The sequence below is a fragment of the Microbispora sp. CSR-4 genome, assembly GCF_008033685.1.
Classification (GTDB): domain Bacteria; phylum Actinomycetota; class Actinomycetes; order Streptosporangiales; family Streptosporangiaceae; genus Microbispora.
Map to the genome: position 1 here is coordinate 48,686 of NZ_VJVX01000013.1, position 16,049 is coordinate 64,734.

Annotated in this window: 3 protein-coding genes; all 3 read right to left on the reverse strand. The window is 77.0% G+C overall.

Annotation, left to right across the window (positions count from 1 at the left end):
• Positions 1 to 41 precede the first annotated feature (41 nt).
• The 3 genes from FLV34_RS12835 to FLV34_RS42370 are packed head-to-tail and all read right to left on the reverse strand — an operon-like array spanning position 42 to position 16,028.
• The gene (locus tag FLV34_RS12835) at positions 42 to 1,943 is read right to left on the reverse strand and encodes an HAD family hydrolase (RefSeq protein WP_205830217.1); all 1,902 of its coding nucleotides are present in this window, start codon (positions 1,941 to 1,943) and stop codon (positions 42 to 44) included.
• Positions 1,940 to 5,365: a type I polyketide synthase gene (locus FLV34_RS43255; protein WP_147943183.1), complete on the reverse strand. Its 3,426-nt coding sequence runs from the start codon at positions 5,363 to 5,365 to the stop codon at positions 1,940 to 1,942. The genes FLV34_RS12835 and FLV34_RS43255 overlap by 4 nt, the downstream gene beginning before the upstream one ends.
• Positions 5,358 to 16,028: a type I polyketide synthase gene (locus tag FLV34_RS42370; protein ID WP_147943184.1), complete on the reverse strand. Its 10,671-nt coding sequence runs from the start codon at positions 16,026 to 16,028 to the stop codon at positions 5,358 to 5,360. Before FLV34_RS42370 ends, FLV34_RS43255 begins: the two co-directional genes overlap by 8 nt.
• Positions 16,029 to 16,049 lie beyond the last annotated feature (21 nt).

The window sequence follows — 16,049 nt, forward strand, 5'->3', positions numbered from 1 at the left end:
TTCCTCACCTTATGCCGCGGCACAGTTAACCTGAGGTAGCCTCAGATTGTCAACGCCTCCGGAGACGCCTCCGGGACCACCCGGCCCTCCACGTGCAGCGTCAGATGGGCGGGCACGCCGACGATCTCGACGAGGTCGTGGACGAACCGCGAGCCCTCCTCCACCGGGGTGAAGCCGTAGTGCGGGTAGAGATCGCGGACCTTGCCGTTCTTGGCGGTCGGCTGGTAGCGGCCGTGAACCGCGGCGAAGCCGGCATCCCGGGCCGCGTGGAGCACCGCCGACAGCACCGCCTGCTCGATGCCGCGGGCGAAGACCCGGCAGCTCAGCAGGAAGTTGTCGACGACCAGGCCGTCCGGCCGGGCCCGCAGGAAGAGCGCGCCGACCAGGCCGTTGCTCCCGAAGCGGTCCGCCGCCGAGATCGCCAGCACCCGGCAGCCGGGCCGTTCCGCCCGCTCCCGGACCTCTTCCGGCGACAGGCGCTCCGTGGTGAGGTTGAACTGGTTGGTCCGCAGCGTGATCTGGGAGAGCCGGGCGGTCTCCCCCGGCTCCGCGGGAGCCAGCCGTACGGACACGTCCAGGCCGGCCAGGAACTCCTCGGCCGAGCCGGCGGCGGCGAGGAACTCCGACCGCGCCGCCTCCTCGTGGTAGCGACGGGTCCGCGCCCGGTCCTCCGCGGTGACCTCGGTCGTGGTGAACCACCCGTCGGCGAGCAGCGTCGTCGCGTGCAGCGCCGGATCGCCGCCCAGATGGACCACGACGGTCTCCGGGACCCCGGCCGCGACCGCGGCGCACTCGTGGACGCTGTCGTCGGCGAACACGACGCTGTCGCCGCCGAGGTTCAGGCCCTCCGCCAGCGCGCGCAGGTGCACCGGCTTCGGACTCCAGTCGGCCAGGATCCGCACGAAGTCGTCCTCGCGCAGCAGCATGCCGGGGTGGTCGCGCAGGGCGGCGAGCACCGTGTCCCGGTCGTTCTTGCTGACCACGGCGAGCAGCACGCCCTGGGAGGCGAGCTGTTTGGCCACGCCCTGGAAACGGCGGAACGCCTCGCCGCGCGGGCCGTGCCCGACCTCGATGCCCTCCACGCCGTCGTCGCCGAGGATCCCGCCCCACAGCGTGCCGTCCAGGTCGAGGGCGAGCACCTTCTTGGCCCGTCCGGTCCTCGCCCTGACGAGGTGGCCCAGCTCCCGCGCGTACGCGCCGAGCAGTGCGTCGGACAGGTGCGCCCCCGCGTAGATCTCGAAGCGGGGGTCGCTCAGCTCGGTCGCGGACGACAGCAGCGGGTCGACGTCCACGACGACCACCCGGTCGGCGGACGCGCCGAGCTCCAGCAGCTCGGCGTTGGCCCGGCGCCAGGCCGCGCCCAGCCGGGCCCGCGACCTGTGGTCGAGCAGCCGCGCCTGCCACAGGCGGGGCAGCGGCACCGTGTTGAGCACGAGCGTCCCCGAACCGCTCTCGCCGTACCGGGCGGCCAGCCCCCGCCACAGGGCGATCTTCCCGGCGAGCACGCGCTCCACGTCCTCGGCCGTGAACGGCACGCTCACCTCGTCGAACACGGTCGCATGATCGAGCACGCAGACCACGAGATCGGGCCGTTCCGCGTACAGCTCGCTGCCGGGGTCGCCCAGCTCGAAGACGTACGAGCCGAAGCCGGTGAGCCGGACGGACGGCACGTATCCGTGCCGGGCCAGCTCCCCGACGAGCGCGACGCGCAGCGCCTCCAGCGTGCCGTGCCCGGTGACGGTCACCCGCACGGCCGGCAGGCTCGGGTGGAGCTCACGGGCGGTGTCCAGATCGGCGCGGGCGAGCAACCGCGCCGCCCGGGCGGCGTCCTCGGCGGACATCGCGGCGAGGAGCGGGCCCACCTCGTCGAAGCGCTCGGCGAGCGCCCCGTCCCGGTGCAGCCCGCGCAGCCGCGCGAGCGCGGCGGCGGTGTCGATGGTCATCGGAGCTCCATGGCGTCGTGCTCGGATCGTGAACGCGGGTCGTCGCCGGCCTGGGAGGCGAGCAGCTCGTCCAGGCGGGCCGCCAGCTCGTGGGCCGTGCGGTGGTCGAGCACCAGACCGGGCGGGACGTTCACGCCGGTCTCGCGGGAGATCCGCCCGGCGATCTCCAGCGCGCCGAAGGACGTGATGCCCGCCTGGGTGAGGTCGTCGTGCGGGCCGACCGCCCCCGCGGCATGCCCGAGGGCGCCGTCCACGGCCGCGAGGACCATGGCCAGCAGCACGGCGTGCCGCTCCTCGGCGGGCACCCCGTCGAGCGGGGACGACGCCGCCGCCGGAATCTCGCCGGACTGGTTCTCGCCGGACCCCTGCCCGCTCACGCCGGACCGCCAGCGCCGCAGCGCCGCCACGACCTCCCCTACGGCGTCGGGAGGCGCGGCCACGCCGCCGACGACGGTCGCGAACCGCTCGGCGTCGAGGTCGTCCACGGCGCGCCACAGCTCCCGCTCGCGCGGCGAGCCGCTCCGGACCCCGTACGAGGGAGTGATCCAGTGCCGCTCGTGACGGAAGGGGTAGGTCGGGACGGCGGCCGGATCGGCGCCCGGGCCCTCGCCGATCACCTTCGCCCAGGCGACCGCGACGCCCCGCGCGTACGCCTGGGCGAGCGCGCGCAGCACCGAGCGGGCCTCGTCCGACGGGTCGCGCACCAGCGGGATCGCGGCGACCTCGCCGCTCTCCCCCGCGAGGCAGTCGGCGACCATGCCGGCCGTCGTGGCGTCGGGGCCGATCTCCACGAAGGTGTCCACGCCGAGGGCGCGCAGCGCCCGCACGCCGTCGTGGAAGCGGACCGGCTCGCGCGCCTGGGCGGCCCAGTGGTCCGGCGCGGCCAGTTCCTCGCGCGTCGCGACCCTCCCGGTGCGGGTGGAGACCAGCACGGCGGCGGGCTCCCGTACGGTCAGGGCGCGGGCGGCCTCCGCCAGGCCGCGCAGCGCCGGGTCCATGTGCGGCGAGTGGAACGCGTGGCTCACCGCGAGGAGCTTGGTCCGCACCCCCCGCGCCCGCCACGCGGCCGCCAGCTTCCGCACGGCGGCGGCGTCCCCGGAGATCACCGTCGAGCGGGGGCCGTTGACCGCGGCCACCGCGACCAGGCCGTCCACCTCCTTCAGCGAGGCGGCGACCTCCGGCTCCGGCGCGCGCAGTGACACCATCGCGCCGCCCTCGGGGGCCGCCTGCATGACCAGGGCGCGGGCGACGACCAGGGCCGCCGCGTCGTCGAGCGAGAGGGCCCCCGCGGCGTGCGCGGCCGTGAGCTCCCCGATCGAGTGGCCGAGCAGCGCGCCGCCGGCCAGGCCCAGCTCTCCGGCCAGCCGGAACATGGCGAGCTGGGTGGCGAACAACGCCGGCTGGGCGAACTCGGTGCGCCGCAGCAGCGCGGCCGCCGGCGACCCCTCGGGGGCGAACACCACGTCGGCCACGCCCGGGCCGTCCGCGCCGCGCAGCGGGCGGGCGCGGTCCAGTGCGGCGCAGGCGGCGTCGAACGCCGCGGCGTCCGCGGGGAACCGCCGGTGCAGCTCCCGGCCCATGCCGGGACGCTGGGTGCCCTGCCCGGAGAACACGAAGGCCACCGAGGGGGCGGGCCCGGCGGTGCCGACCGGCGCGGCGGGCGCGGCCAGCGCGTCCAGCTCCCGGGACAGCTCGGCGGCGTCGGCGCCGATCGCCACCGCCCGATGGCGGAACGACGAGCGGGCGCGGATCAGCGTCCGCGCCACCGCCGCGATGTCGGCCCCCGCTCCGGGCCCGCCGGCGCGCATGCCCGCGACACCCGAGCGCTCCCCCGTCGCTTCGGAGCCCTTCCCCGCCCCGTCCGCGGGCTCCCCGGGCGTGCTCGCGGCGCGCAGGAGGTCGCGCAGGCGTGCGGCCTGGGCGCGCACCGCCTCGGGTGACCGGCCCGACAGCACCCAGGGGATCGCCACCGGATTTCCGTCCGGCTCCGCCGACGGCTGCCCGCCGGGTCCGGGAGCCGGCGCCCCGATCTCCCCGCCCCGCCCCGCGCCGGCCCCTCCGTCCGGCTGGGGGGCCGGGGGCTCCTCGACGATGACATGGGCGTTGGTCCCGCTGATGCCGAAGGAGGAGACACCCGCCCGCCGGGGCCGGCCGGTCCTGGGCCAGGGCCGGGGCCGGGTCAGCGGGGCCACCCCGCCCTCGTCCCAGTCGACCAGCTCGGACGGCTCGTCCGCGTGCAGGGTCGCCGGAAGCGTCTCGTGCCGCAACGCCTGGACCATCTTGACGACCCCGGCCACCCCGGCGGCGGCCTGCGTGTGCCCCAGGTTCGACTTCACCGAGCCGACCCACAGGGGCTCCCGCCGCCCCGGGGCCCTGCCGTACGCCTCGATGAGGGCGCCCGCCTCGATGGGATCGCCGAGGGCCGTCCCGGTGCCGTGCGCCTCGACGGCGTCCACGTCCGCCGGGGACAGTCCCGCCGCCCGCAGGGCCGCCTCGATCACCTTCCGCTGGGCGGGGCCGCTCGGCGCGGTGATGCCGTTGCTCGCCCCGTCGGAGTTGACCGCCGAGCCGCGGATGACGGCGAGGACCGGGTGACCCGCGCGCAGGGCGTCGGAGAGACGTTCCAGCACCAGTATCCCCGCGCCCTCGCCGAATCCGGTGCCGTCGGCCGACCGGGAGAACGCCTTGCACCGGCCGTCCCCGGCGAGCCCGCCCTGCAGGGCGAACTCGGCGAACACCCGGGGCGTGGCCATGACCGTCGCCCCTCCGGCGAGCGCCAGGTCGCACTCGGACGCCCGCAGCGACCGTACGGCCAGATGGATCGCCACGAGCGACGACGAGCACGCCGTGTCCACCGTGAGGGCGGGCCCCTCGAACCCGAAGGTGTAGGCCAGGCGGCCCGAGGCCATGCTGGTGGCGTTTCCGGTCATCAGGTAGCCCTCGGCCTCGGGCGGCACGCCGTCCAGGGGCGGGGCGTAGTCCTGGTAGATCACCCCGGTGAACACGCCGGTCCGGCTGCCGCGCAGCGAGGCGGGCACGATGCCGGCCCGCTCCATGGCCTCCCACGACACCTCCAGGAGCTGGCGGTGCTGGGGATCCATCGCGGCGGCCTCGCGCGGCGCGATCCCGAAGAAGGCGGCGTCGAAACCCGCGGCGTCGTCGAGGAACCCCCCGGCCTTCGCGTGCTCGCGCAGCGCCGGATCCCAGCCGCGGTCGTCCGGCGGCTCTCCCACCGCGTCGGCGCCCTCGGCGACCACCCGCCACAGGTCCTCCGGCGAGCGGACGCCGCCGGGAAACCGGCAGGCCATCGCCACCACGGCCACCGGCTCGGGCTCGGTCAGGACCGCCAGCTCCCGCTTGACCCGCGCGAGCTCGGCGGTCGTCCACTGGAGGTACTCCACCAGTCGCTTCTCGTCAGACATGCCGCCGTCCCTCGGATCGGAACTCGGAGTCGATGAACCGGAACAGCTCCTCCGCGGTCGCCGGGACCTCCGCGCCGGTCGCGGGAGCGGGAGGAGCGGTGAGCGCCGGGACCGGCGGCTCCTGGCCGTCCGGACCACCGGGGGCGTCCGGGGCCAGGCGGCCGGGCAGGTACTCCGCCAGGGCGTCCGGGGTCGGATGGTCGAAGACCACGGTGGCCGGCAGCCGCAGGCCGGTCGCCTTGCCGAGCCGGTTGCGCAGCTCGACGGCGGTCAGCGAGTCGAACCCGAGCTCCCGGAAGCTGCGCGGCTCGCCGGCGTCGTCCTCGGGCGCCCGGCCGAGCACGGCCTCGACGTACCGCAGCACCGTCTCGTTCACCAGCGCGCGCCGCCGGGCGGGCTCCGCCGCGGCGAGCAGGCCCGGCAGGTCGGGGGCCGTCCCCGCCGGAGCGTCCGCCCGGGGTGCGTCCGCTCGGGCGAGCCCGCGCAGGGGCGCGGCGAGGTCCGGTGCGGCCGCCAGCCTCGCGGGGTCGAGCCGTACGGCGGTCAGCGCCGGGGCGGCCGCGTCCAGCGCCGCGTCGAGCAGTGCCAGGGCGTGCTCCGGCGTCATCGGCAGCAGGCCGGAGCGGGTCATCCTGGCCCGGTCGGCCGCCGAGAGCCCTCCCGTCATGGCGCTGCCGGACCGCCACAGGCCCCAGGCGACGGAGGTCGCCGGGAGCCCCTCGCGGGCCCGCAGGGCGGCCAGTGCGTCGAGGAAGACGTTGGCCGCCGCGTAGGCCGCCTGTCCCGCGCTGCCGGCGATCCCGGCCGCGCTGGAGAACAGCACGAACGCGGCGAGGTCGAGGTCCCGCGTCAGCTCGTGGAGGTGCCAGGCGCCGTCGGCCTTCGGCCTGAGCACGGCGTCGAGCCGTCCGGCGTCGAGCCCGGCCAGTGTGGCGTCGTCGAGAACGCCGGCCGCGTGCACCACGGCCGTCAGCGGCCGCTCCGCGGGCACCTCGCCGAGCACGCGGGCCATCGCCGCGCGGTCCGCGACGTCGGCGGCGGCGACCGTCAGCCGCGCCCCGAGCCCGTCCAGCTCGGCGCGCAGGTCCTCGCCCCCGGGCGCCCGCTCCCCCCGCCTGCTCACCAGCAGCAGGTTCCGTACGCCGTGCCGCCGGGCCAGGTGCGCGGCGACCAGCCGTCCCACGCCGCCCGTGCCGCCCGTGACGAGGACCGTGCCCTCGGGGTCGAGCGGGCGGGGGATCCGCAGCGCCACCTTGCCGACGTGGCGGGCGAGGCCGAGGTGCCGTACGGCCTCGGGCGCCCGGCCGGCCTCCCAGGCCGTCACCGGGAGCGGAGCGAGGACGCCCTCGGCGAAGAGCCCGGCGATGTCGGCGAGCATGGCGGCGATCCGGTCCGGCCCGGCCTCGGCCAGGTCGAAGGCCCGATAGAGGACGCCGTGGCGGTCGCGGATCTCACCGGGGTCGCGTATGTCGGTCTTGCCCATTTCGACGAAACGGCCGCCGGGCGCGAGCAGCCCCAGCGAGTGGTCCACGAACTCGCGGGCCAGCGAGTTGAGCACGATGTCCACGCCCCGGCCGCCGGTCGCGGCGCGGACGGTCTCGGCGAAGGACAGGTCGCGCGAGTTCGCGACGCGCTCCGGTGGCAGCCCCGCCCGTTCCAGGTAGGGCCACTTGGCGGGGCTGGCGGTGCCGAACACCGTGAGCCCCCAGTGACGGGCGAGCTGGATGGCCGCACCGCCCACGCCGCCCGCCGCCGAGTGCACCAGCAGCCGCTCACCGGGCCGTGCGGCGGCGAGGTCGCGCAGCGCGTAGCAGGCCGTGAGGAACACCGCGGGCACGGTCGCCGCCTGCGCGAACGTGAGCCCGGCCGGGATCGGGGTGAGCAGGCGGTGGTCGGTGACGGCCCGCGGCCCGATGCCGCCGGCGACGAGCCCCATCACGCGGTCTCCCGGTGCGAGGCCGGTGACGTCGTCGCCCACCTCCAGCACGACGCCCGCTCCCTCGGTGCCGAGGTCGGCCGAGCCGGGGTACATGCCGAGGACCAGCATGGCGTCGCGGAAGTTGAGGCCCGCGGCCCGCACGGCCACCCGCACCTCGCCGGGCCCGAGCGGCCGGTCCTCCACGGGCCGGCACGCGAGGTCGTCGGCGACACCGCCCTCCCCCGCCTCCAGCCGCCAGCCGCCGCGCGGCCGCATGAGGTCGGGGCGGCGGGGGGTCAGCCGGGGCGCCAGCGGGCGGCCGTCCCTGAGCGCCGTCTGCGGCTCCCCGGTGGCGACGGCGTCGAGCACCGCGGAGAGCGGAGCGCCGCCGTCGTCCACGAGGGCGATCCGGCCCGGCTCCTCGCTCTGCGCGCTGCGGACGAGGCCCCAGACGGCGGCGCCGTCGAGCGCACCCACCGGGTCGCCGGGGGCGGCGGCGACCGCGTCCCGGGTGCGTACGACGAACAGCGTCCCGGCGAGCCTGGCGTCGGCGAGGCCGCGCCGCAGCGTGCCGAGCACCTCCAGCAGGGCCGTCCTGACCGCCCCGGGCACGTCGCCGTCCGACACGGCGACAGGCGCGGCGACGGGCGCGGTGATCACCAGCACCCCGGGGGCGGGCGCCCCGGCGTCCAGGGCCGCGAGCGCCGCGTCCACGCCGGAGAAGTCCGCGTCCGCGGCCCCGAGCACCCAGGCGTGCTCGCGCGGGACGCCGGAGCCGGGGGGCACCGGCTCCCAGACGAGCTCGTACAGCGAGTCGCCGGAGGCCGCGGCGAGGTCGGCCGGATCGGCCACGCGGAACGTCACCGCGTCGGCCGACGCCACCGGCGTGCCGTCCGCGGCGGTCAGTTCGACGGCCACCGCGTCGTCGCCCGCCCGGCGCAGGCGTACGCGGACGGTCCCGGGAGCCGGGCCGTGCGGGGTGAACCCCCGCCACGTGAAGGGCAGGCGTACGGCGCCGTCGTCGGGGAACAGACGGGCGGGGGCGAGGGCGTGCAGCGCGGCGTCGAGCACGGTGGGGGCGAGACGGAAGCCCGCGGGGGCCTCCAGGGACACCTCGGCGAAGACGTCCTCTCCGGACCGCCACGCCGCCCGAAGGCCTCGGAAGGCCGGGCCGTAGCGGTAGCCCTTCGCCGCCAGATCCTCGTACAGCCGGTCGACGGGCAGGGGGACGCTCCCGGCCGGCGGCCATGCCCCCGCGAGGGAGCCCGCGTCCGGACCCGCGGGCACGGCGGGGGCGGGCACGGCGGGGGCGGGCACGGCGGGGGTAAGGACGCCGTCGGCGTGGGTGGTCCACGGCGCGCCGAGTGGATCGCCCTCGGGGTCGGGGCCGGAGGCGGGCCGGGCGTGCACGCCGACCTCGCGCCGCCCGTCGGGATCGGCCGGGCCCACCGTCACCTGGATCTCCGTCGCGCCGGACGGCTCCAGCACGAGCGGCCGGGTCAGGGTCAGCTCGTCGACGCGCGGCGTGCCCACCGTCTGTCCCGCGAAGGCGGCCAGCTCCGCGAGCACCGCGCCGGGCACCAGCACCGTGCCCTCCACGGCGTGATCGGCCAGCCAGGGGTGGTCGCCGAGCCCGAGACGGCCGAGCAGCAGCACGCGATCCTCGCCCGCCGGCCGCAGCACGGCGTCCAGCAGCGGGTGGGCGACCCGGCGGGCCCCCGGCACGGCGGCGGTCCTGGCCGGCGCGTCCAGCCAGTGGCGGCGCCGGTCGAAGGCATAGGTGGGCAGGGTGGGGATCGGCCGCGGCGCGCGGCCTGACGGCCCGGCGAGCAGGTGGGCTCCCCAGTCGACCGGCACGCCGTTCACCCAGGCCTCGGCCACCGAGACGAGCACGCGGCGCAGGCCGCCGTCCTCCCGCCGCAGGGTGCCGACGACGGCGGGCGAGCGGACCTCGGGGTGCGCGTCGAGGATCTCCTGAACGCCCATGCCGATGACCGGGTGGGGGCTCACCTCGATGAACACCTCGTGCCCGGCCGCGACGGCCGCCTCCACGGCCGGTTGGAGCAGCACCGGGCTGCGCAGGTTGCGGTACCAGTACGCGGGCCGCCCGAAATCGGTGTCCCCGGCGGGGTCGACCCTCTGCCCCGTCACCGTCGAGAAGACGTCGGCCGTGTACGCCGGCGGCGCGGGCTCGGGCAGCACCTCGAGCAGCTCCGCCTCCAGCGGCTCCACCTGGGGAGAGTGGGAGGCGTAGTCCACGTCGACGAGCCGGACGCGCACGCCTCGCTCCCGCAGTTCGCGCCGCAGCCTGTCCACCGTTCCCGCGGTCCCCGCGACGACGGTGGAGGCGGGCCCGTTGACGGCGGCCACCGCGATCCCGGCCGCCTCGCCCTCGGTCGCCTCGATGGCCTCGGCGACCACGTCCGCGGGAGCGGCGACCGACAGCATCGCGCCCCCGCCGGACAGTGCCCGGAGCGCGCGGCTGCGCAGCGCCACCACCGCCGCCGACTCCTCCAGCGACAGGGCCCCGGCCGCGAGCGCGGCGGCGATCTCGCCCTGGGAGTGACCGACGACCGCGGCGGGACGTACGCCGAAGGACTCCCAGACCGCGGTCAGGCCGGTCATCGTGGCCCACAGGACGGGCTGGACGACGTCGGCCCTTCCCAGGTCGGCGCCGTCGAGCAGTGCCTCACGCAGCGACCACCCGGTGACCGGGTCCAGGGCGGCGGCGCATTCGGCGATCCGGGCGGCGAAGGCGGGCGACTCCTCGATCAGCGCCCGGGCCATGCCGTCCCACTGCGCGCCCTGCCCGGGATAGAGGAAGACGGGCCGCCGGGGCTGCCTGGCGTAGCCGGTGACGGCGGTCGCGACGGGCGCCGCGTCGGCGACGGCGGCGAGCCCCTCGATCGCCTCCCCGATGTCCGAGGCCACGACGACCGCCCGGTGCCCGAACTCGGCCCTGGTGCGCACCAGCTCCGCCGCGACGTCGGCCAGCGGGACTCCGGGGTGCCGCTCCAGATATCCGGCCAGTTTGCGCGCCTCGCCGCGCAGGGCGCCCGGCGACTTGGCCGACAGGACCAGCGGGACCGCGGCGGCGGGCGCCGGCTCCGGCCGGGCGCCGGGTGAGGCGTCCGCGGCGGGCGGCTCCTCGACGATGACGTGCGCGTTGGTGCCGCTCATCCCGAAGGCCGAGACGCCGAAGCGCCGGGGGCGGTCTCCGGCGGGCCAGGGCACGGCCTCGGTGAGCAGTTCCAGCCCGCCCGCGTCCCAGTCCACGTGGCGCGACGGGCCGTCGACGTGCAGCGTGCGCGGCAGCGTCTGGTGCTCCAGCGCGAGGATCATCTTGATGAGGCCGCCGACCCCGGCCGCCGCCTGGGTGTGGCCGATGTTCGACTTGAGCGACCCCAGCCACAACGGCGGGCGGTCGCCTCTGGCCGCGCCGTACGTGCGCAGCAGGGCCCGCGCCTCGACCGGATCGCCGAGCGTGGTGCCGGTGCCGTGGGCCTCGACCGCGTCCACGTCGGCCGGAGTCAGCCCGGCGGCGCGCAGCGCCTCCTCGATCACCCGCTCCTGGGCGGGGCCGTTGGGAGCGGTGAGCCCGTTGCTCGCGCCGTCCTGGTTCACGGCCGTCCCCTTCACGACGGCGAGCACCGGGTGGCCGTTGCGCCGTGCGTCCGACAGCCGCTCCACGAGCAGCAGGCCGACGCCCTCGCTGAAGCCCGTCCCGTCCGCCGCGTCCGCGAACGCCCGGCACCGGCCGTCGGGCGACAGCCCGCGCTGGCGGCTGAACTCCACGAACGTCGCCGGTGTGGCCATGAGCGTCGCGCCGCCGACCAGGGCGAGGTCGCACTCCCCGGCCCGCAGCGCCCGTACGGCGAGGTGAAGAGCGACGAGGGAGGACGAACACGCGGTGTCGACCGTGATCGCGGGGCCTTCCAGGCCGTAGGTGTAGGCGATCCGGCCGGACGCCACACTTCCGGCGCTGCCGGTGCCGAGGTAGCCGCCGTGCTCGCGGGGGTCGTCCTGGGCCCGCGCGCCATACTCGGTGTAGATGAGGCCGACGTATACGCCGGTGCGCGAGCCGCGCAGGCGGAACGGGTCGATGCCGGCCCGCTGGAACGCCTCCCATGACGTCTCGAGCAGCAGCCGCTGCTGCGGGTCGGCCGCCCGCGCCTCCCGGGGGTTCATCTCGAAGAAGCCGGCGTCGAAGTCGGCGGCGTCGTGGATGAAGCCGCCGTAGCGGGCGTAGGACGTGCCCGGGGTGTCGGGGTCGTCGTCGAACAGCGCCGCGAGGTCCCAGCCGCGGTCGGCGGGGAACGGCCCGATGGCGTCGCCGCCCGCCTCCAGCAGATCCCAGAGTTCTTCGGGGGTGGTCACGCCGCCGGGGTAGCGGCAGGCCATGGACACGATCACGACGGGCTCCTCCGCCGCCGCGCCATCGTGCCGCGCCGGGACCGCCGGAGCCGCGGCGGTGACGGCTCCGGCCAGGGACTCGCCCAGATGGCGGGCCAGTGCGCGCGGAGTGGGATGGTCGAACACGAGCGTGCTCGGCAGGCGCAGGCCGAGGGCGCGGCCGAGGTGGTCGCGGAGTCGCACGCCGGTCAGGGAGTCGATCCCCAGGTCGCGGAAGGGCCGGTCGGGACGCACCTCCCCTGCCGAGTCGTAGCCGAGGATCCCGGCGACCGCCCGGGCCACCAGGTCGAGCAGGCGATCGTCCCGCTCCCGCGCGCTCCGGCCGTCCAGGGCGGTGTACGCCCCGGCGGGCGTCTCCGCGGAGACGTCGTTCGCGGCCGCCCGCCTCTCGAGGGGCGTCAGCCGCAGCCCCGGGGACACGGCCGGGGACGCCTCGTGGCCGGCCTGCGCCGATGCGGCACGTACACGTACCTCGTCGGCCGTCAGCACGGTCCTGCCGTCGTGGTCGGTGAGAAGCACGGTGAAGGTGTCCGGGCCGGTCCTGCCCAGCCGCGCCCGCAGGGGGCCGCCGGCCGGGGCGTGCGCCCGCACCCCGCTCCAGGCGAAGGGCACGACTACCTCGGACGGGCCGTCGTCCCGCGTCACGCGGTCGAGGAACGCGGCCTGCACGACGCCGTCCAGCACGGCGGGATGCAGCGCGAAACCCTCCTCCCGGGGCGGCGCCGGCGGCCCGGATGCCGCCAGCTCGGCGAACAGCTCACCGTCCCGTCGCCAGGCGGCGCGTACGGCGCGCAGGGCGGGGCCGTAGTGCGCCCCCGCCTCGGCCAGCCGGTCGTAGCCGGCCGCCACGTCGATCCGCTCCGCGCCCCCGGGCGGCCACTCCCCGGGAGAACCGCCCGGCCGCACGCCCTCGGGTGGCCGTTCGGCTCCCGCACCGCCGGGGGGACTCGCGGGGCTCAGGGAGCCGGAGGCGTGCAGCCGCCAGGCGCCCGCGGCGTCGCCCTCGCCCGTCCTTGCGTGGACCGTGAAGGTCGCGCCGCCGGCCGCGTTCTCCACCTCGGTCCGCCCCTGCAATGCGTCCTCCACCTGCACCGCGTCCTCGGCCTGCACCGTGCCCTGGACCTGGACCGTGCCCTGGACCTGGACCGTGCCCTCGGCCTGCACCGCGCCCTCGGCCTGCACCGCGCCCTGGACCTGAACCTGGACCTGCACCTGCACCGGACCCGCCGTCTCCACCGGGGCGACGAGCGTGACGTCTTCCACGACGGGCAGGCCGACCCGATCACCCGCCGCCAGCGCGAGTTCGACCAGCGCGCTCCCGGGGAGCAGCGGTCGCTCCCCCAGCCGGTGTTGCCGCGCCCACCCACCGGCCGGCAACGCGCCCGCGAACAGCACCCGCTGCCCCTCGGCGTCCTCGACGGCCACACCGAGCACGGGGTGGCCGGTCGGGGGGAGGCCGGACGGCCCGGCGGTCACCGCGTCCAGCCAGTAGCGCCGCTCCTGGAAGGCGTACGTGGGAAGGTCGAGCACCCGCCCGGCCGCGAACGGCCCCCACTCCACCGGCACGCCGGCCGCGAACAGCGATCCGGCCGAGGTGAGCAGCCGGTCGAGCCCTCCGTCGTCGCGGCGCAGCGTGGCCACGACGTCCGCCTCGGCACCGGCCTCCTCGGCCGTGTCCCGCAGCGGCGCCGCCAGCACCGGATGCGGGCTGACCTCCAGGAAGCATCGGTGGCCCGCGGCGATAAGGGCGGCCACGGTCTCGCTGAGCCGCACCGGCTCGCGCAGGTTGGCGTACCAGTACGCGGAGTCGAGCGCGGCCCCGTCCAGCTCGCCGGCCACCACCGTCGAGTAGAAGGGCGTCCCGCCGGACCTGGGGCGGATCCCGGACAGGCGGGCGAGCAGCGTCTCGCGCAACGGCTCCACGGCGGGCGAATGGGACGCGTAGTCCACGGGCACGAGCCGGGCCCGCACGCCCTCGGCCTCGCATCGGGCGACGAGCTCCCGCACCGCGCCCGCCTCGCCCGACACGACGGTGGCGGCGGGCCCGTTCAGGGCCGCGACCACGACGCCGCCGAGACCGGCGAAACGGCCGCGGACCTCGGCGGCGGGCAGCTCGACCCACGCCATCGCGCCGCCGCCCGCGATGTCCGCGATGGCGCGGCTTCGCCGGGCGACCAGGGCCGCGGCGTCGGCCAGGTCCAGGACGCCGGCCGCGTACGCCGCCGCGATCTCGCCCTGGGAGTGGCCCACCACCGCGGCCGGTTCGACGCCGAGGGAGCGCCACGCGGCGGTCAGCGACGCCATCACCGCGAACAGGGCGGGCTGCACCACGTCGACCCTGTTCAGGAGGCCGGCCGCGCCGCCCTCCGGCGAGGTCACCACCTCGACGAGATCCCAGTCGACGTGCGGGGCGAGTGCGGCGGCGCACCGCAGCAACTCCTCCCGGAACGGCTCGGAGGCGGCGAACAGCTCACGGGCCATCCCGGCCCACTGGGACCCCTGGCCGGGGAAGACGAACACGGGCCGCGCCACGCCCTGCGCCTCCCCCGCCACGGCACGAGGGGACGGCAGGCCCTCCTCCAGCGCGGCGAGCCCTCCCGTCAGCGCGCGCAGGTCCGTCCCCACCACGACCGCGCGGTGCGCGAGGTCGGCCCGCGCCGTACGCAGCGTGCGGGCGACGTCCGCCGGGGCGGCTTCCGGGTGGTCCCGGGCCCACCGCCGCAACCGGCCGAGCTGGGCGCGCAGGGCCGCCTCGGTGTGCCCCGACACCGTCCATACCACCGGCCGGACCACCGGCCGCACCGCATCGGCCGCGTCCGGCGCCGCGCCGGACGCGGCCTCCTCCGTGGACGGGGCCACCGCGGGGAGGGCGTCCCCCGCACCGGCCTCACCCTCGCCGGCTTCCCGCGCGCCCGGCTCCCCCGGCGGGGAGAGCGCCCCGGTCTCGGCCGGGGGCTGTTCGACGATCACGTGGGCGTTGGTGCCGCTGATGCCGAAGGAGGACACCGCGGCCCGGTGGGGGCGGTCCCGATCGGGCCAGGGACGCGCGGCGGTGAGCAGGGCGAGACCACCGGCGGCCCAGTCGACGTGCGGGGTGGGCTCGTCGATGTGCAGGCTCGCGGGGAGCACGCCGTGCCGCATGGCCAGCGCCATTTTGATGACGCCGCCGACGCCCGCGGCCGCCTGGGTGTGCCCGATGTTGGACTTGAGCGAGCCCAGCCAGACCGGATCACCGGCCGGGTGGGCCTTGCCGTACACCTCCATGAGCGCGTTCGCCTCGATGGGGTCGCCGAGGCCGGTGCCGGTGCCGTGCCCCTCGACCGCGTCCACGTCCTCCGGCCCGAGACCGGCGTCGGCGAGCGCGGCCCGGATGACCCGCTGCTGCGCCGCACCGTTGGGTGCGGACAGGCGGCTGCTCGCGCCGTCGGAGTTGACCGCGCTGCCGCGCAGGACCGCGACGACCGGATGGCCCCTGCGCCGGGCCTCCGACAGCCGCTCCACGAGCACCAGTCCGACGCCCTCGGCCCAGCCGGTGCCGTCGGCCGCCGCGGCGTACGCCTTGCACCGGCCGTCGGGGGCCAGCCCGCGCTGGCGGCTGAACTCGACGAAGGTGGCGGGGGTCGCCATGACGGTCGCGCCTCCTGCCACGGCCAGATCGCAGTCGCCGCGGCGGACCGCCTGCGCGGCGTAGTGGAGGGCGACCAGCGACGACGAGCACGCCGTGTCCAGGGTGACCGCCGGTCCCTGCAGGCCGAAGGCGTAGGCGATGCGGCCGGAGGCGACGCTCCCCGCGCTGCCGGTGCCGATGAACCCCTCGAATCCCTCGGGAGCGCGCACGTGGCGGGAGCCGTAGTCGGAGTACATGACCCCGACGAACACCCCGATCCGCTCGCCCGACAGCCCGCGCGGGTCGAGCCCGGCCCGTTCGAAGACCTCCCAGGTGGCCTGGAGGAGCAGCCGCTGCTGGGGGTCGACGGCCAGGGCCTCGTGCGGGCTGATGCCGAACAGCTCCGCGTCGAAGCCCGCCGCGTCGTGCAGGAACCCGCCCTCGGAGGCGTAGCTCGTGCCCTCCCGGTCCGGGTCGGGGTCGAACAGCTCGTCGAGGGGCCACCCCCGGTCCCCCGGGAAGGGGGTGATCGCGTCGGTGCCCGACTCGACCAGCCGCCACAGGTCCTCGGGCGTCCGCACGCCGCCGGGGTAGCGGCAGGCCATCGCGACGATCGCCAGCGGCTCGTGCTCGGCCTGTTCGAGCCGTTCCAGCTCCGCGCGGGCGCGCAGCAGGTCGGCCGTGGTCCGCCGGAGGTAGTCGCGCAGCTTGTCTTCATTCGCCATGGATGAACCGCTCTCCGTCCT

Bases quoted from the DNA above. Each gene is read 5' to 3' on its own strand.
- FLV34_RS42370 (WP_147943184.1), bottom strand. From the start codon at position 16,028: ATGGCGAATGAAGACAAGCTGCGCGACTACCTCCGGCGGACCACGGCC.
- FLV34_RS12835 (WP_205830217.1), bottom strand. From the start codon at position 1,943: ATGACCATCGACACCGCCGCCGCGCTCGCGCGGCTGCGCGGGCTGCAC.
- FLV34_RS43255 (WP_147943183.1), bottom strand. From the start codon at position 5,365: ATGTCTGACGAGAAGCGACTGGTGGAGTACCTCCAGTGGACGACCGCC.